14 protein-coding genes are annotated in these 17,462 nt (G+C 70.0%); 8 read left to right on the top strand and 6 right to left on the bottom strand.

All coding sequences use genetic code 11. The features are described 5' to 3' along the window. Window positions 1-29: 29 nt before the first annotated feature. Genes OHA61_RS27690 through OHA61_RS27710 form a run of 5 tightly spaced genes read left to right on the top strand, consistent with a single transcriptional unit; the run spans window position 30 to window position 7,233 of the window. Window positions 30-1,664, top strand: a complete 1,635-nt coding sequence (locus tag OHA61_RS27690; RefSeq protein WP_406305302.1) for a PfaD family polyunsaturated fatty acid/polyketide biosynthesis protein — start codon at window positions 30-32, stop codon at window positions 1,662-1,664. Next, window positions 1,661-3,364 carry an acyl-CoA dehydrogenase family protein gene (locus OHA61_RS27695; protein WP_406305303.1) on the top strand — a complete coding sequence of 568 codons (1,704 nt, stop codon included), beginning with the start codon at window positions 1,661-1,663 and terminating at the stop codon, window positions 3,362-3,364. Before OHA61_RS27690 ends, OHA61_RS27695 begins: the two co-directional genes overlap by 4 nt. Window positions 3,365-3,373: 9 nt before the next feature. Then, a complete protein-coding gene (locus OHA61_RS27700; protein ID WP_406305304.1) occupies window positions 3,374-5,167 on the top strand; it encodes an acyl-CoA dehydrogenase family protein in 1,794 nt (597 codons plus the stop codon). Between the two features lie 21 nt (window positions 5,168-5,188). After that, entirely contained in the window at window positions 5,189-5,920 is a 732-nt protein-coding gene (locus tag OHA61_RS27705; protein ID WP_406305305.1) for a 4'-phosphopantetheinyl transferase superfamily protein, read from the top strand. Window positions 5,921-5,928: 8 nt separating this feature from the next. Continuing rightward, entirely contained in the window at window positions 5,929-7,233 is a 1,305-nt protein-coding gene (locus tag OHA61_RS27710) for an NAD(P)/FAD-dependent oxidoreductase (RefSeq protein ID WP_406305306.1), read from the top strand. Between the two features lie 66 nt (window positions 7,234-7,299). On the opposite strand, the gene OHA61_RS27715 is transcribed toward OHA61_RS27710, so the two are convergent. Further along, complete coding sequence (locus OHA61_RS27715) at window positions 7,300-8,250, bottom strand: BTAD domain-containing putative transcriptional regulator (protein WP_406305307.1); 951 nt, start codon at window positions 8,248-8,250, stop codon at window positions 7,300-7,302. 228 nt (window positions 8,251-8,478) lie between these two features. Further along, a complete protein-coding gene (locus OHA61_RS27720) occupies window positions 8,479-9,114 on the bottom strand; it encodes a MerR family transcriptional regulator (protein ID WP_406305308.1) in 636 nt (211 codons plus the stop codon). Between the two features lie 85 nt (window positions 9,115-9,199). Here OHA61_RS27720 and OHA61_RS27725 point away from each other — a divergent pair, with 85 nt between their 5' ends. Further along, window positions 9,200-9,613 carry a DUF3291 domain-containing protein gene (locus OHA61_RS27725; RefSeq protein WP_324989107.1) on the top strand — a complete coding sequence of 138 codons (414 nt, stop codon included), beginning with the start codon at window positions 9,200-9,202 and terminating at the stop codon, window positions 9,611-9,613. 91 nt (window positions 9,614-9,704) lie between these two features. Here OHA61_RS27725 and OHA61_RS27730 read toward each other — a convergent pair whose 3' ends face one another. Together OHA61_RS27730 and OHA61_RS27735 are read right to left on the bottom strand one after the other, a co-directional pair. Continuing rightward, window positions 9,705-10,376 (bottom strand): O-methyltransferase, encoded by a 672-nt coding sequence (locus tag OHA61_RS27730; RefSeq protein ID WP_406305310.1) that lies wholly within the window; start codon window positions 10,374-10,376, stop codon window positions 9,705-9,707. A gap of 32 nt (window positions 10,377-10,408) precedes the next feature. Then, window positions 10,409-11,524, bottom strand: coding sequence for a DUF2330 domain-containing protein (locus OHA61_RS27735; RefSeq protein WP_406305311.1), 1,116 nt, complete (start codon window positions 11,522-11,524; stop codon window positions 10,409-10,411). A 218-nt stretch (window positions 11,525-11,742) separates the two neighbouring features. Between OHA61_RS27735 and OHA61_RS27740 the strand changes: the two genes are divergently transcribed. Further along, entirely contained in the window at window positions 11,743-13,770 is a 2,028-nt protein-coding gene (locus OHA61_RS27740; protein ID WP_406305313.1) for a bifunctional glycosyltransferase 87/phosphatase PAP2 family protein, read from the top strand. Between the two features lie 212 nt (window positions 13,771-13,982). Here OHA61_RS27740 and OHA61_RS27745 read toward each other — a convergent pair whose 3' ends face one another. Continuing rightward, complete coding sequence (locus tag OHA61_RS27745) at window positions 13,983-15,239, bottom strand: cytochrome P450 (RefSeq protein WP_361904313.1); 1,257 nt, start codon at window positions 15,237-15,239, stop codon at window positions 13,983-13,985. A 265-nt stretch (window positions 15,240-15,504) separates the two neighbouring features. On the opposite strand from OHA61_RS27745, the gene OHA61_RS27750 reads away from it, so the two are divergent. Next, window positions 15,505-16,674, top strand: coding sequence for a steroid 3-ketoacyl-CoA thiolase (locus tag OHA61_RS27750; protein WP_389372490.1), 1,170 nt, complete (start codon window positions 15,505-15,507; stop codon window positions 16,672-16,674). Window positions 16,675-16,830: 156 nt separating this feature from the next. On the opposite strand, the gene OHA61_RS27755 is transcribed toward OHA61_RS27750, so the two are convergent. After that, the gene (locus tag OHA61_RS27755) at window positions 16,831-17,253 is read right to left on the bottom strand and encodes a transglycosylase SLT domain-containing protein (RefSeq protein WP_406305314.1); all 423 of its coding nucleotides are present in this window, start codon (window positions 17,251-17,253) and stop codon (window positions 16,831-16,833) included. Window positions 17,254-17,462 lie beyond the last annotated feature (209 nt).

A 17,462-nucleotide genomic window follows, 5' to 3' on the forward strand; every position in this document is an offset into this window, starting at 1 on the left:
GCGCACAGCCCAAGGAGCTTCGTTTCACCATGGATATTCGCCAGACCCCTCTGCGATGGTCCGGAGACCGGTACCCCAGCACCGACCCGGCCGGGATCTACAACGCGCTGGCCGATCTCGACCAGCCCTGTTTCATCGTCGTCACGCCGGACGGGATCGGTGCCGTCTCCGGCGGCGCGGTGACCGGCGGCGACAGCCCCTCGACCGGGCTGCCGCTGCTCGCCGCCGCGCAGCCGCTGCCTCCGCAGCGCCTGGGTTCGGCCGCGTTCCTTGCCGCCCACCAGGTCGCGCAGCCGTACATGGCGGGCGCGATGGCCGGCGGGATCGCCTCCGCCGACATGGTGATCGCCCTGGCCAGGGAGGGCTTTCTGGCCTCCTACGGCGCGGCCGGGCTGCTGCCCGAGACGATCGAGAAGGCGCTGGGCCGGTTCGCCGACGAGATCCCGGGGCTGCCGTACGCCGTCAATCTCATCCACAGCCCCAGCGAGGACCGGCTGGAGCGGGAGGCCGTGGAGCTGTTCCTGCGGCACGGCGTCAGGTGTGTGGAGGCCTCGGCGTTCATGGACCTCACCCCGCATGTGGTGCGCTACCGGCTGGCCGGGCTGCGCACGGACCCCGACGGGCGGGTGGTCGCCGAGAACCGGCTGATCGCCAAGATCTCCCGGTCCGAAACCGCCGAGCGGTTCATGCGCCCGGCCCCGGCCACGCTGGTCAGCTCCCTGCTGGAGCAGGGCCTGATCACCCACGACCAGGCGGCACTTGCCCACCATGTGCCACTCGCCGACGACATCACCGTCGAGGCGGACTCCGGCGGCCACACCGACCGCCGCCCGCTGCCCGCGCTGCTGCCGACGATCCTGCGGCTGCGCGACACCGTCCAGCGCGAGCACCGCTACGCGGTGCCGATCAGGGTCGGCGCCGGCGGCGGTCTCGGCACACCCCTCGCGGTGGCCGCGACCTTCGCGATGGGCGCCGCCTATGTCGTCACCGGCTCGGTCAACCAGTCCTGCCTGGAGTCCGGGGCGTCCACCGTGTCCAAGGCGATGCTCGCCGATGCCGGGATCGCCGATGTCGACATGGCCCCGGCGGCCGACATGTTCGAGATGGGCGTGGACCTCCAGGTCCTGAAGAAGGGCACGCTCTTCCCGATGCGGGCCAAGAAGCTCTACCAGATCTACCAGGCCTACGACGGCATCGATGCGATCCCCGCGCCCGACCGCGCCAAGCTGGAGCAGCAGGTCTTCCGCCGCCCGCTGGAGGACGTCTGGCAGGAATGCGTCGGCTACTTCCGGCGCCGCGACCCGGAGCAGCTGCAGCGTGCGGCGGGCAACCCCAAGCGGAAGATGGCGCTGATCTTCCGCTGGTATCTCGGCATGTCGTCGAGGTGGGCGGTCGTCGGTGACAAGGACCGGGCGATGGACTACCAGATCTGGTGCGGCCCGGCGATGGGCAGCTTCAACGACTGGGTGACCGGCAGCTATCTGAAGAATCCGAGCAACCGGCGGGTGGCCGACGTGGCCCACCACCTGATGCTCGGCGCCGCCTTCCACACCCGGCTCACCCAGCTGCGGAGCGCGGGCGTGCAGATCCCGGCGACGGCGGGCGACTACCGTCCGGTGCCCCTGGAGACGCCCGCCCACGGCTCACCGGCAGGCATGCGATGAGCCTGCTGACGCCGGAGGCGCTGGAGGCGCTGCTCGGCGACCCGGGCGACAACACCAATCCGTACGGCTTCGCCGCCGCCGTAGAGCGGGACGAGCGGGACGAGTTCCCGGCCACGCTCTGCGAGGCGCTCGTGAAGTCCGGTTTCCATCTGAACTATCTGCCCGCCGAGTGGGGCGGCTGCTTCGAGTCCTTCGACCGCAGCCTCACCCTCGTACGGTCGGCGGCCCGCCGGGACGTCAACATCATGCCCGGCACGATGTTCAGCATCATTGCCGCGACCTGTCTGCAACTGCACGGCACACCCGAGCAGCAGCGCAGGGCGGCGGACATCCTGACCCGTGGCGGCGGGGTGGGCTTCGCGCTCACCGAGGCCGAGCACGGCAGCGATCTGCTCGCCAACGAAGTGCGTCTGGCTGACGGGCAGTTGAACGGCGAGAAGTGGATGGTCGGTCTCGGCATGAGCTGCGAGGCCGTCTATGTGATCGCCCGCACCGGCGAACGCGCGGCCCCGAACGCGTTCTCCGCCGTGCTGATCGACGTGGCCGAGGTGCCCGAGGGACAGCTGGAGCGCACTCCCGCGGTCCGCACGGGCGGTATGCGCGGCATCGACATGGCCCGGCTGCGTTTCAACGGGCTGCAGGTGCCCGACAAGGCACTGGTCGGCAAGGAGGGCGAGGGCCTGGAGGCGGCCGTCAAGGCTCAGCAGGCCGTGCGGCTGATGAGCATGGCGGGCAGCCTGGGCATCGCGGACACCGCGATGCGGCTCGCGCTCGACTTCGCCACGACCCGCAGGATCGGCCGCACCGTCCTCACAGGGTCGCCGCACCCGAGGCGTGAACTGGCCGTCGCCGCCTCTGCCTTGCTGGCCGCGGATGTCGTGGCGCTGACCGCGGCACGCGGCGTCCATGTGGTGCCCGAGGCGTTCAGCGTCTGGGCACTGGCCGCCAAACACGTAGTGGCGGAGGCTACCGACGAGCTCATCCGCCGCTGCGGCACAGTGCTCGCCACCCGCTCGGTCCTGCGTGAGGGCGAGCGGGGGGCGGGCCTGTTCCAAAAGCTCCAGCGCGACTCGGCGGTCGTCCGGGTCATCGACGCCAGCACCCTGGCCAACATCAAGTCCTTCGCCGGCCAGCTGCCCACGCTCACCGAGGGCACGGCGCAGCCGGACCCGGCGGCCGTGGCCGCCATCTACGGGCTCGACGCCGAACTGCCCGCCTACGAACCCGCCAGACTCGACATGTTCGCCCGCGGCGTCGACCCGGTCCTCGCCGGACTCCCCGACGCCGCCGATGACGTGGCAAAGGCGCTCGACGACGGCGGCGCGGCGGACGTCGCGGCTCTCGTCGGGCGGCTCGCGGACGCTGTGGCCGGGCTCGGCGATCTGACCCGGGCCGCACGCGAGCGCGGCGCCGACCCGAACGCGCTGGTCGACGCCGCAGAACGGTACGCCTGGCTGCACGCCGCCGCCTCCTGCCTCCACCTGTGGCAGGCCAACCGGGACCGCTCGCTCTACGGCACGCCGCCCGGCTCCGCCGGCTGGCTCGGCGCGACGCTCGGCTTTCTCCTCGCCCGCGCCGACGGCGTCGACCCCCGCCACCACGGAGACGTACTGACGCCAGCGCTCGACGCCGTCGTGGCGCTGCGCGAGACCAACCAGCTGTTCTCCGCCCAGCCCGTCCGACTGGCCACCACCCGATAGGAGTTCTTCATGTCCAAGGCCGACCTGACCGCGCTGGCGGCGCAGTTGGAAGAGCACCTCGGAGACCCGCACGACCCGGGCAGCCGGATTCCCTTCACCCGGGTGCTGGACCACGACGAGAACCAGGAGTACCCGCACGCCTTCGTCAACCAGCTCCGCCGCTGGGGCGTACTCGACCACACCCTGCCCGCCGCGCACGGAGCTCGGGCCGACGACATCGAGACCGGCTTCAACCTGATGCGGCTCGTCGCCCGCCGTGACGTGACGACCGCCACCGCCCTGGTCATCAACGTCCTCGGCTTCCTGCCCGCGTGGATGGGCGGAACGGACGAGCAGAAGCGCTCATTGATCGAGGAGATGCAGCGCGGCCGCGGACTGTCCTGGGGACTGACCGAGCGCGAGCACGGCAGCGATCTGCTCGCCAACGAGGTGGTCGCCGAGAAGGTCGACGGCGGCTACCGGCTGACCGGCGAGAAGTGGCTGATCGGCAACGCCACCGTCTGCGACAAGGTGGCCGTCCACGCCCGCACCGGCAAGCGCGGCGGCCCGGCCGCCCACTCCATCCTCATGGTGGACAAGTGGCTCCTCGACGCCGACACCGTCGAGGAACTGCCGGTCGAGAAGCTGCACGGACTGCGGGCACTCGACCTCAGCGGGCTGCGCTTCAAGGGGGCGTTCGTCCCCGAGTCCGCGCGTATCGGAGCCGAGGGCCAGGGCCTGGAGCTCGCCCTCAAGTCCGGCCAGCTGGCGCGCGCCGTCATCAGCAGTTTCGCGATGTCGGCCGCTGACACGACGCTGCGGCTCGTGCTGGACTTCACCGAGGTCCGGGTGCTGATGGGCGACACGGTCAGCGATGTCCCCTACAGCCGCCGCCAGTTGACGGAGTGCTTCGCCGACCTGATGCTGGCCGACGCCGTGAGCCTCGGCGCGGTCCGCGCGCTGCAGGCGGCGCCGGAGCAGATCAGCGTGTGGTCGTCGGTGGTCAAGTACCTGGTGCCGACGCTGCTCGAGAAGACCGTGTCGCAGCTGAACGTGATCCTCGGGGCGCGCTTCTTCCTGCGGGACCACCCGCACTACGGCATGCACCAGAAGATGCTGCGGGACCTCATGGTCGCCAACTTCGCCGACGGCAACACCGTGGTGAACCTGCGCAACATCGGCCAGCAGCTGGGCGGTCTGCTGGCCACCGCGGGCGGCGCCGCCCCGGAGGTTCTTGAGGCCTCGGCCGAACGCGCAGCCACCCTCTTCGGCATGGACAGCGAGCTGCCGCCGTACGAGCCGGTGAAGCAGGAGATGTTCAGCCGCGGGCTCGACGACGCGGTGCTTGCCGGACCCGACGCGGTACGCCGGCTGCGTGTCCTGGCCGAGGACGCCAAGGGCGACGAGCGCGACTGGCTGCTGAAGGCGGCCGACGTGGCCGGCGAACTGCTCGGCAGGGTCGCCTCGATGAGCGAGCGTTCCGCGGCGCTCAAGGCCGAACTGGGCCGCAGCTACGCGCAGTCGACGGAACTGTTCGAGCTGTCCAAGGAGTACTGCCTGCTCCACGCCACCGCGGCCTGCGTGCTCACCTACGTCCACTCGCACGACGCGCTGGAGGACCCGCTGCCCAGCGGCGCTCTGCTGCTGCTCCAGCTGGAACGGCTGCGCAAGCACTTCTACCCGTACGAGTCCGTCACCGACCAGGTGGTCATCGACGAGGTGATGCGCGTACTGCGCCATCTGCACCGCGAGAACCTGCTCTTCTCGCACTGGCAGTTCCCGCTCGCCGAGCGCTCCGTCGACGCCGCCGCCACCCGCCGCTGACCGGCCGGGGGACCGACGCCGATGCATCTCGACCCGACGTTCCTGTGGCTGCTGCCCGAGCACGCCGTGGACCGCTTCGCCACGGCGCTCGGCGGGACACGGCTGCTCACGGCGCCGGAACGCGCCGGGATGGAACGGCGTATCACCGCGGGTGCGCGGCGCCGGTACCTCGGTGCGCGGCTGCTGTGCCGTTACGCGCTCAGCGCCCGCACCGGCCGCCCTCCGGACCGGTGGCGCTTTCGCACCGGCGACTTCGGGCGCCCCGAACCGGAGCCCGACGAGGAGGGCGTGCGCTTCAACCTCTCCCACACCGAAGGCCTCATCGCGTGCGTCGTCACCCAGGGGCGCGGCTGCGGGGTCGACGTGGGCCCCACGCCCTCCACGGACCGGCTGATGACCCATCTCGCCCACCGGCTCGCCCCCGCCGAACGCGCGGAGCTCGCCGCCGCCGCTCCCGGCGTCCGGGCGGCCCTGGTCAGTGAGTTCTGGGTGCTGAAGGAGGCGTATCTCAAGGCCCTGGGCACCGGGTTGTCCCGGGGCCTCGGCGGCTTCTCCTTCGCGCCGCGGACGGCGGACCGGATCGCCGTGCACGACCCGCAGCAGCCGCCGGGGACCGATGCCCGCTGGTGGTTCGACCTGCTCCACCCCGGCCCGGAGCACGTCCTGGCCGTCGCCACAGAGAACGGGCGGCCAGGAGCCCTGCGCCGCACAGACCTCTCCGACCTCTCGCTCTCCGACCTCTCGTACGTATGAGACCGACCATGAAGGACAAGCTCATGCCGCAGCCCACCACCCCACGAGTCGCCGTCGTCGGTGCCGGCGTCGCCGGCATCTCCGCCGCCTACCACCTGCGCGACCGCGCCCGGATCACCGTCTTCGAGCGGGAGGACCGCCTGGGCGGGCATGCCAACACCGTCGAGGTCGAGGAGAACGGGAAGATCCTCGGCATCGACACGGCATTCGTCGTCTTCAACCGTCCCGCCTACACCAACCTCTGCGAGTTCTTCGACGAGCTGGGCGTCGATGCCGTCGAGCACCGCGGGGCCTTCAACTTCTTCGACCTGGACTCCGGTCTCGAGTACGGCACGAAGGAGCTCGGCCTCAGCGAGGAGGAGGTGGCCGGGCGCTACTCCGAGGAGTTCGTGACCATCTGGCAGGAGGCCAGGCGCTTCCACACCGAGGGCCGCAAGGACTTCGTCCGCAAGCGGGCCGACATCCCGCTCGGTGAGTACCTCGACCGCGGCGGATACAGCCAGGCCTTCCGTCACTCCTACGTCATCCTGCTCTGCTCGGCGGTCTGGTCGATTCCCGCCGAACTGATCTGGGAGATGCCGGCGAGCACCGCGATCGCCTTCTTCATGGGCCACGACGAGGGTGGTCTGGGCGGCCAGCACGTGGACTGGCGGACCGTCGGCGGCGGTTCGATCTCCTACGTACGCAAGGCGATCGCCGCGATCGGCCCCGAGGTCCGCCTCGGCGAGGCCGTCAGCCGCATCCACCAGGAGGCCGACGGCGTCACGGTGACCACGGACAAGGGCAGCGAGAAGTTCGACTACGTGGTGGTCGGCGCCCACGCGGACGAGGCCCTCGCGATGCTCGGCAATCCCACCGAGCGCCAGCACGAGGTGCTCTCCAAGGTGGAGTACAACTCCTCCAAGGTCATCCTGCACACCGACCCCTCCGTGGTGCCCGAGGACAAGAGCCGCTGGGAGGCCTGGAACTACGGCAAGGTCGAGGTCGGCGGACAGCCCAAGACCTATGTCGCGTACTACATGAACAAGCTGCACGGATTCACCGCCGAGAAGGACTACTTCGTCACCCTCGACTATCCGGGGGAGGTCGACCCGGCGACGGTGATCGCGGAATTCCCGTACACGCACCCGATCATCAATGTCGATGTGCGCGAAATGCAGAACGACATCTACAACGTCAATGAGGGAACCCGCGTGAAGCTGTGCGGCTCCTACTTCCACGCCAAGCGGCACGGCGTGGACCAGATCGGTTCCCACGAGGCCGGCTACTCCTCCGGAATGGAGATCGCGGCCCAGCTCATCCGCGAACTCTGATCCCCCTGAATACACCAGCGCCCCTGCGTACCGCGTCCGGTACGCAGGGGCGCTTGTTTGTGCGGATCACGCGCCGCCGGTGCGCAGAGCCTGCCCGCTGAGGATGTTCGTCAGATAGCCGACGACCGACCGGGCGGTCTGCTGTTCCGCCTCGATCTGGTTCATCTCCTGCCGCAGCCGGTCGATTTCGCGCCCGCCGGCCGCCGGCGCCATGACCCGGGCCCGCTTCCTGGCTTCGGGACGTTCCGCCTCGTGCGCGAACAACGAGGGCGCCTGCACGCTGATCTGCTCAAGGCGGGCGGTCAGCAGGGGAGTGCCGCCGTGCGCCGCGGTCAGCCGCTGACGGGCCCGCGTGTAGACACGGATCGCGTCCGCCCCCCGCCCGCAGCGGCACAGGGCCAGCATCAACTGGTCGTGGAAACGCTCGCGCAGTGGGTGCGCGACGGTCAGTTCCTCCAGCTCCGGGATGATGCCACGGTGCTCCCCGGTGCGCAGCGCGCAGTCGAAGAGGACTTCCAGGGCCTGCTGCCGCTCCTCCTCCAGCTGGGCGACCAGCGCCGCGCAGACAGGACCGTGGGAGCCGCCCTCCAGTGCGCTGCCGCGCCAGAGCCCGAGCGCCCTGCGCAGCGAGTCGTACGCACCGCGCGGATCGTCCTGCGCCATGCGCTGGGCCTGGGCCACGGCCAGACAGAACCGGCCGCTGTCGGTCTCCGCCGGGCGGGCCTCCAGCAGATAACCCGCCGCCCGGGCGACGATGCGCGGTGTGTTGGCACGCTCGGGCTCCGCCTCGAGGAGGACCTTGCGAAGCCCGGAGACATGGGCGTTGAGCGTGTTTCGCGCCTTCAGCGGGGGCAGCGCGCCCCACAGCTCCCGGATCAACCGCTCCCTCGGGACGGGGGAGTTGGGACGGGCGAGCAGGGTGCCGAGAAGCAGTCTCTGCTTGGGGCTGGTCAGCGGTATGCGCCGGTGCCGCCTCTCGTCGTACAACTCGGGCGAGCCCAGAATCCGGAACTGCATGCTCTTGCCTCCCCGTGCGCCGTCCACGGCATTCGCCGTATTGCGTTCAGCTCACGAGCAGACCACCCGGCGGCAGGCCGGGCCTGAGTCATGGGTACTCACCTTCGCCGCCGCGAGCCGGGTGCGCCGGGCCCCGGGGGGCACGTGACTTTCCAGCCATGTGAGTACTGATCACTCACGTACGGGCGGGCACCGCATGGTGAAGTAGGCGCAGCGCCGGAAGCGGTGTCAGCCGCGGTACCTGACGGTTGACTCGGCTTCCTGCGCGAGCCGGCGCAGGGCCAGCAGCGCCGGTTCGAGGAGAAACGTCAACAGGACGGCACGCTCGGCCTTTTCGATCGGCTCGGCCGGATCCTGGAGCTGATCGAGATCCAGGGCGGCGGTCTTTTCGGCGAGCTGCGCGTAGGGAACGAGCTTCTGCCAGTCGTAGTCCATACCGAGCGATCTGAGGGTGTCCAGTGTCTGGGATATGACGTGCCGGGCGGGGTTGTGCTCCGTGACCGTCCAGCCCATCTCGGCCAGCAGCGCGTTCACTTCGGAGCTGTCCGAGTCGGGGTCCTCGTCCTTCGCGGCGGAGTCCTTGGCACCGGAGGCGGGCCAGACACCGAAGACGAGCCCGAGCAGGTCATGGGTGTCCGTCTCGACCTCGGAGAGTGCGTCGAGTACGTCCTTGGCGGCACTGACGGTCAGACCCCGCACCCCGATCAGTGCGCGGATCAGCCGGAGGCGCTGCACATGCGACTCCCCGTACTCAGCCTGGGTCGCGGCGGTGGCGCGGCCGGGCGGCAGCAGCCCTTCGCGCAGGTAGTACTTGATCGTCGCGGTGGCTACCCCGCTGCGGCGGCTCAACTCGGAAATTCGCACCTGGTCCCGCTTCCCACTGGCAATTGGGCAGCTCTACTGTCTAATATAGATACTGCCACTCACCAACTGTGGATGCGAGGATACCGTGCCGACTCTTCCTTGGACGACGCCGAACCCTGCCCGACCCGACACCCGCGCCTTCGTCATGGCCTCGCGTCTCGAGGTGAAGTCCAAGAAGGACGTGCCGCGCTTCTTCCTGAAGTCCCTCTCCGCCTGGGGCCAGGTGCGGTCCGCGCCCGGAGCCCTCGGGGCGTCCCTGGAGGCCCAGCTGTTCAAGGGGGTCTTCTTCACCCTCTCGGCCTGGGAGGACAGGGACGCGCTGTACAAGTACGCGCGCACCGAGCCCCACAAGAGCGTGATGACCGGCCTGCGGTCCACGATGAGCGGGTCGACGTTCACGTTCTGGGAGGTGCCGGTGGAGGAGCTGCCGATCTCCTGGAAGGACGCGAAGCGCCGCATCGATGAGCAGGCCCGCGCGGACGCGAACCGCGCCACCTGAACTCCCGGCCCGGGGTCGCCCCCGTCCCCGGGCCGGGGCACCAACGGACGGGCTGAATATTCAGCCCGTCCGGCGTTTGAGGACAACCCGCTCAGGCGACCACCCGCGCCAGCAGGAACCCGTCCCACCCCTTCGTCCCCACCGTCTGCACCGCCGTAGCCTCCAGCCTCTCCTCCCGCCCCACCAGCTCATACATCGCCCGCGTCCCCGCGATCGCCGGGTCCGCCCGGTCCACGTCCACCACCCCGCCGCCGCGGATCGCGTTGTCGACGATGATCAGGCTGCCGGGGCGCGTGAGCTTGAGCGCCCACTCCACGTAGTGCGCGTTGTTCTGCTTGTCCGCGTCGATGAAGACCAGGTCGAACGGCCCCGCCCCCGGCTCCTGCACCAGCTTCGGCAGGGTTTCCAGCGCCGGGCCCACCCGGACCTCCGCGATCTTGTCGAGGCCCGCGTGCGCGAGGTTCGCGCGGGCGACCTCCGCATGGTCGGGGCTGTACTCCAGGGAGATCAGCCTGCCCTCCTCGGGCAGCGCCCTGGCCAGCCAGATCGTGCTGTAGCCACCGAGCGTGCCGATCTCCAGGACGGTCCGCGCCCCCTGGATCCTGGCCAGCAGATGCAGCATCTTGCCCTGGTTCGGGGCGACATTGATGGCGGGCAGCCCGGCCGCGTCGCTCGCCGCGAGGGCCGCGGTCAGGGCTTCGTCGGCGGGGACGAGGAGATCGGTGACATAGCGGTCGACTGCGTTCCACTGCTCCTGGGTCATACGCCCAACCTATTTCAGGCGGGCGGGCGTTTTCAGGGCAACGGCGGCGGCGCATGGACGGGCGGCGGCGGCAGCACCGGCCTCCTCCGCCGTGCCGTCGTCCGCCACACCCCGGCGCCCACCAGCACCACCAGGCCCCCGCCCACCGTCAGCAGCCATACCGGCACACCGCCCGCCGTCAGCAGTTCGTTCTCGTACACCACCCGCCGGAACGGGGTGTCCGCGCCCGCCGCGCGCAGCTCATGGTCGTCGTCGATCCGCCCCGGCTCGGGGAAGCTCTGGTCCAGGGCCGTCAGAAAGGTCTCCCGGCCGCCGGTGAACCCGCCGAGCGGCCCTTCGGGCTCGACCTTCCCCGCGTACGTGACCTCCGGCCGGTTCCCGCCGATCGAGCTCCGCGGCTCCATCCGGTGCGGCGCGAGCACGTACAGGCCCAGCGACTGCGCGGTCTTCGCGAGCCGCGACAGCCGCATCGGATAGATCAGCTTCTCGCTGGCGAAGCGCAGCCGCAGGGGATCGAGCGTGCCGCGCAGCACCGCGCCCTTCGCCTGGGGCGCCAGGCGTACGGCGACGTACTCCCACTCCTGCTCGACGTACGGCTTCAGCTCGCGCGCCAGCCCGTCCGGCAGCTCGAAGCCGTTGCTTTCCAGCCAGCTTCGCAGCGCCCCCGGATCCGTCGCCGTCAGCCGTGCGACATCGAAGTCGCCGAGGCGCTCGCGCCCCACCACACCCACCGGAGCCCCGGCCCTCGGAGCAGGAGCCCCCGCGCTGTCCGCGTTCGTGCCCGAGAAGGGCCAGTCGCTGCCCCGCGGCCAGAAGTAGTACCGCTTGCGGTGTGCGGGCGCCGTGACCGTCTCCAGCTCCTCGAAAAGGGCCGCGTCACCGAGCTCGACCGTCGCCCGGCTGGGCACCGGCATGATCCATGCGGCCTTCGGGGCATCCCCGTCAACCGTGAAGCGCATGACGATCTGCTCCGTACGGCCGTCCCAGCCGACCACCGAGGTTTCCCGGTCGACGGCCATGTGAGCCCCGCGGCCCGGGACCATCGCGCCGCAGCCGCAGGCGTACGCCGGGCTGATCAGCGAGCCGAGCTGCAGCACCAGCAGCGCCAGCACCAGGAACAGCGTTTTCTGTCGCCTGCGACACGGCATGTGGCCAGGCCTGAAGTCTTGTATCTTCCCCCGCATGCCTCCTGTGACGAGCCCGCGGACCACATGGTTCCGGTGCCGTTCAGCGAGATAATCAGTCAAAACGGAGTGACACTCAGGCGAAGAGGGGGTTGCCTGAGTCTCCCTCATGGGGCAGTGCGACCCTCTATGGACCGCAAATCCGGGACGGCCTACAAAACGCAGGGGAGGCTCGGCGCGACGTGGCGAACGCGGAGCACAGTATGCACGGGAGTGCGACGACGGACTCGAGGATGGGTGCGGCCAGGGTCGCACTGTGGCTCGTAGCCGCCGTACTCGCGATACGGCAGACGGCAGCGGTGCTCCGGCAGCCGCCGGGTGAGCGGCTCACCGACCTGGAGACCTGGATCGGCGAGAACGGTGTCCTGCATCTGAAGGGCTCGCTCTACGACGCGGACAAGTTCACCGGTACGCCCTTCGCCGGGCTGGTGCTCAAACCACTCGCGCACTCCGCCGAGCAGAGCCTCGGCGTCGCCTGGACCTTCGGCACGCTCCTGCTCGTCGTCGGCATCGGCCTGGTCGTGGCCCGCGCCCTGCCGGGCCCCGTGTCGCGCCGCAGTACCGTGCTCGCGGCGCCCATCGCCATCAGCCTGCTGATGCTGTCGCTGCCCGTGCGCAACAGCTTCTACCTCGGGCAGACCAGCATCATCCCGGTCCTGCTGGTGCTGCTCGGCTGCTTCGCCGCCCGCGGCGAGAGATCCTCCGGCGTACTGATCGGTGTCGGCGCGGCCCTGCAGCCCACCGTCCTGCTCTTCGCGCCGCTCTTCTGGTTCACCGGACGCAGACGCGCCGCCGTCACCTCGGCCGGCACCTTCGCGCTGTGCTCGGGGCTCGCCTGGGCCACGCTGCCCAGCGACTCCTGGACGTACTGGGTCCACCACGTCGCGGGCGCGGGGCTCGGCGCCAGCCCGGACAGCCTCGCCAACCAGTCCCTCCACGGAGCCCTCCTCCGCTTCGGCCTGGAGGGCCCCCTCGAAATCTCCGTCTACCTCGCGCTCGCCGTCGCCGTCTCCTTCGTCGGCCTGCGCCGCGCCGTCCGCTACGCCGAGGACGGCCAGTTGCTTCTCGCCGTCGCCCTGACGGGCTGCGTGGCCGTCGCCGTCTCGCCCACCGCCTGGCAGCACCAGCTCCTGTGGGTGCTGCTCGCCGTCGTCGGCCGCGTCGGCAAGCGCGCGTCCGACCGCATGCTGTGGCCGGTCCTGATCATCCTGGCGATGACCCTGCCCGGGACGATGCTGCTGCCCAACATGCCCGTGCTCCATCCCCTGCGCGACAACGTCCTGCTGGCGGCGGCCCTCGCCGCGGCCTGCGCCGTGCCCTTCCTGCCGCGCACCTCGCCGTACTTCCGCAGGCCCGTACCGACCCGGTACGCGATCCCAGCCCCCGCCCGCTGGAGCCGGGTGCCGCTGCTGCCCTACTGGCGGCGCGTGATCAGCCGCCCCAACCTGCTGCTCGAACTCCTGGTGATCCGGGTCGGCTACTCCGCCTACTCGCACATCCGCGCCGCCGCGACCGGCGGTGTCGCCGCGGCCGAGGAGCACGGCCGCCAGATCGTCGACATCGAGCAGGCGCTCGGCATCGACGTCGAGCACTGGATCAACCACGCGGTGGTGAAGGCGAAGTGGGCCGAGTCCTTCTTCGACTTCTACTACACGTCCTTCCACTTCGTGGTGCCGCTGACCATCCTCGGCGTCCTGTACGCCCGCCGCCCCGCCGACTACCGCTGGGCGCGCGCCTCACTCGCCTTCGCCACGCTCCTCGCGCTGGTCGGCTTCTGGTTCTACCCGCTGGCCCCGCCGCGCCTGATGCCCGGCATGGACTTCATCGACACGGTCCACGGCCCGCAGGACCTCGCCAACCCGGACTACGGAGCGATGACCGCGGTCACCAACCAGTACGCGGCCATGCCCTCGCTGCACTTCGGCTGGTCCCTGTGGTGCGGGCTCGTCATCCTCGTCCTCGCGCCCAAGCTGTGGATGAAGCTGCTCGGCCTGCTCCACCCGCTGTTCACGGTCTGCGCGATCGTCGCCACGGCGAACCACTGGGTTCTGGACGCGGCGGGCGGCGCCGCGGTCGTCGGCGCGGGCTTCGGCCTGACGTATCTGCTGGCCGGGCGGCGGCAGCTGAGGCTGCCGGGAGGCGCGCTGCCGCACGCGAGGGCGGACGCCGCCGCGCAGGCGGAAACGCCCGTCGCGGCCGCACCGAAGTAGTACGCGAACAGCCGCCGCACCGAAGCAGTACGCGAACACGCGCGGCCCCAGGGGCTACGGGAAGTCCCGTACCCCCTGGGGTGGATCGTCGCGTTCTGCCAGGATCCGCCCGCGGCGCCGGTTCCGCCACTCGGGGACGCAGGTCGTGTGTTCCGGCGGGAGGCAGGGGCGGGGCGTGGGATCGGAGCCCCTGCCTCCCACGGCTCGGCTCGTCAGCCGTGGCTGACCTGGAGCTCCTTGATGCCGTTGAGCCAGGCCGAGCGCAGTCGGCGGGGGTCGCCCGCCAGGCGGAGGTCGGGCAGAACGTCCGCTATCGCGTTGAAGATCAGGTTGATCTCCATGACGGCGAGGGACTTGCCGAGGCAGAAGTGCGGGCCTCCGCCGCCGAACCCGAGGTGCGGGTTCGGGTCGCGGGTGATGTCGAACTCCTCCGGCGCGTCGAAGACTTCGGGGTCGTTGTTGGCCGACGAGTAGAAGAGTCCGACCCGGTCGCCCTTCTTGATCCGCCGGCCGCCCAGTTCGAGATCCTGTGTGGCGGTGCGCTGGAAGGAGACCACGGGCGTTGCCCAGCGCACGATCTCCTCGGCGGCGGTCTCCGGGCGCTCGCGCTTGTAGAGCTCCCACTGCCCGGGGTGGGTGAGGAAGGCGTGCATGCCGTGGCTGATGGCGTTGCGCGTCGTCTCGTTGCCCGCCACCGCCAGCAGGATCACGAAGAAGCCGAACTCGTCGTTGGAGAGGTTGCCTTCGTTCTCCGCGGCGACCAGCTGGCTGACGATGTCCTTGGCCGGGCACTCCTTGCGGGCGGCGGCGAGGTTCATCGAGTACGAGACGATCTCCATCGCCGCCTCGGCGCCGATCTCCTCGGTGATCGCGTACTCGGGATCGTCGTAGGCCGCCATCTTGTTGGACCAGTCGAAGATCTTGGTGCGGTCCTCCTGCGGTACGCCGATGAGCTCGGCGATCGCCTGGAGCGGGAGTTCGACGGCGATGTTGGTGACGAAGTCGAAGCTGCCGCCGTCCTTCGCACCCGCCAGCGCGGTCTCGACGATGGCGCGGGCACGACTGCGCAGGGCCTGTTCCAGGGAGCGGACCGCCCGCGGAGTGAAGCCGCGCTGGACGATCTGGCGTACGCGGGTGTGCTCCGGCGGGTCCATGTTGAGCATGATCAGCTTCTGGACCTCGATCTGGTCGCGGCTGATGGACTCGTTGAAGCGGATGACGGCCGTGTTGGTGTTGGAGGAGAACAGTTCGGGATGTGTGGAGACGTGCTTGACGTCGGCGTGCCGGGTAACGACCCAGTAGCCCTCGTCCTGGAAGCCGGAGATGCCGGCGGGCTGCGCGCACCACCAGACCGGGGAGGTCTGCCGCATCTCGGCGAACTCCGGGTAGGGGATGCGGGCTTGGAGCAGATCGGGATCGGTGAAGTCGAACCCTTCGGGCAGATGGGGGCAGTCCTTCGGCAGCTTCAAGGTCAACTCCAGGTCCGGCGGCGGTGTCAGTGACACGGATTTGTCTGACGACCCATCAGAAGTTGACCGAAAGGTAGTAACGAGTTCTACAAGTGGCAAGGGTCATGGCGGCTTCTGTTGCCTTCGGCGCTCGCAGCGGAGGCGTGCAAGAGTCTTGCGTACCGGGGGTAACTCTCATCAGACTGCACTGAGAACTAGAACGCGTACTAGTTCCAGCTGCGAGGCGCCGGGACGCCCAGCGGCTGTGTGAGGAGAGGACGAGCTCATGGCCGCGGAACCCGTCATCGTCGAAGCAGTACGCACTCCGATCGGCAAGCGCGGGGGCGCGCTCGCCAACCTCCATCCCGCCTACCTTCTGGGCGAGACCTACCGTGAACTCCTCGGCCGCACCGGCATCCACGCCGACTGCGTCGAGCAAGTGGTGGGCGGCACCGTCACCCACGCCGGCGAACAGTCCATGAACCCCACGCGCAACGCCTGGCTGGCGATGGGGCTTCCGTACGAAACCGCGGCGACGACCGTGGACTGCCAGTGCGGATCCTCGCAGCAGGCCGGCCACATGGTCGCCAACATGATCGCGGCGGGTGTCATCGACGTCGGCATCAGCTGCGGCGTCGAGGCGATGTCGCGGGTGCCGCTGGGCAGCGGGTCCAAGCACGGGCCCGGAAAGCCCTTCCCCGACGAGTGGAACGTCGACCTGCCCAACCAGTTCGAGGCCGCCGAACGCATCGCGCGCCATCGCGGACTCACGCGCGAACGGGTCGACTCCCTGGGGCTGTTGTCACAGGAGCGGGCGGCCGTCGCCTGGTCCGAGGAGCGCTTCAAGCGGGAGACGTTCGCGGTGCAGGTGCCGACGACGGAGGAGGAACAGGCCGCCGGGCAGGGCATGTGGCGCCTCGTCGACCGCGACGAGGGACTGCGGGACACCAGCATGGAGGCGCTGGCCCGGCTGAAGCCGGTCATGCCGACCGCCGTGCACACGGCGGGCAACTCCTCACAGATCTCGGACGGCGCGGCGGCGATCATGTGGGCGTCGAAGCGGATGGCACGGGCGCTGAAGCTGAAGCCGCGCGCGCGGATCGTCGCCCAGGCGCTGGTCGGCGCGAACCCGCACTACCACCTGGACGGGCCGATCGACGCGACGCGGGCGGTGCTCGGCAAGGCGGGGATGTCGCTCAGGGACATCGACCTGGTGGAGGTCAACGAGGCTTTCGCGTCAGTGGTGCTGAGCTGGGCGCAGGTCTTCGAGCAGGACCTGGAGAAGGTCAACGTCAACGGCGGCGGGATCGCGATCGGGCACCCCGTGGGGGCGACCGGAGCGCGGCTGATCACGACGGCGCTGCATGAACTGGAGCGCAGGGACAAGGAGTTCGCGCTGGTGACGATGTGCGCGGGGGGTGCGCTGGCGACCGGCACGATCATCCAGCGCCTGTAGATCACGTGCTGGGGGCGGGCCCCCAGACCCCTGTATGCGACCTTCGGCCGCATGTCCTCAAGCGCCGGACGGGCTGGATGTGCGGCGGGGCCGCATATCCAGCCTCTCCGGCGCTTGAGGACCGGGGTCCGGGGCGGAGCCCCGGGGGAGGGTGGCTCAGTACCAGCCCTGGGACTGCCACGCGGACCACGCGCCACACGGGCTGCCGTAGCGGTCGTTCATGTAGTCCAGACCCCACTTGATCTGCGTCTTGGGGTTGGTCTTCCAGTCCGCGCCGGCGGAGGCCATCTTGCTGCCGGGCAGAGCCTGGACCAGGCCGTACGCACCGGAGGACGGGTTGGAAGCGCCGGCGTCCCAGCCGCTCTCGTGCGACACGATGTTGCTGAAGCAGTCGAACTGCGCGTCGTCCTTGATCATCTGCTGGGCGATCGCCTTCGCCGACCCCGTCTGCGAGGGAGCGGCTGCGGCCGAGGCCGGGTTCGCGCCCAGCACCATGGCGGCGGAGCTCAGTACGAGCGCGGAGCCGACCAGAGCGGTCTTCGGACGGTTGGCGATGCGGCGGATGATCGAGCGGGACACAGGCGGACCTAACGTCGGGAACAGGGCGGTCGTGCGGGCATGCCGGACTCCCGTACGTACGAGGGATTCCGGCCGCCCGAGTGGCGCCGCGGCTCTGTGGCGAGCCCGTTGGCGCCTTGCGACCTGAACAGTTCTAGCGAGCGGAACAGCCCCTCGCAACGACCGCTGTTACTAGTGGAGGTCGCACCCGGGGCGAAATGCCCGGGGGG

The organism is Streptomyces sp. NBC_00885 (assembly GCF_045207475.1).
GTDB lineage: Bacteria > Actinomycetota > Actinomycetes > Streptomycetales > Streptomycetaceae > Streptomyces.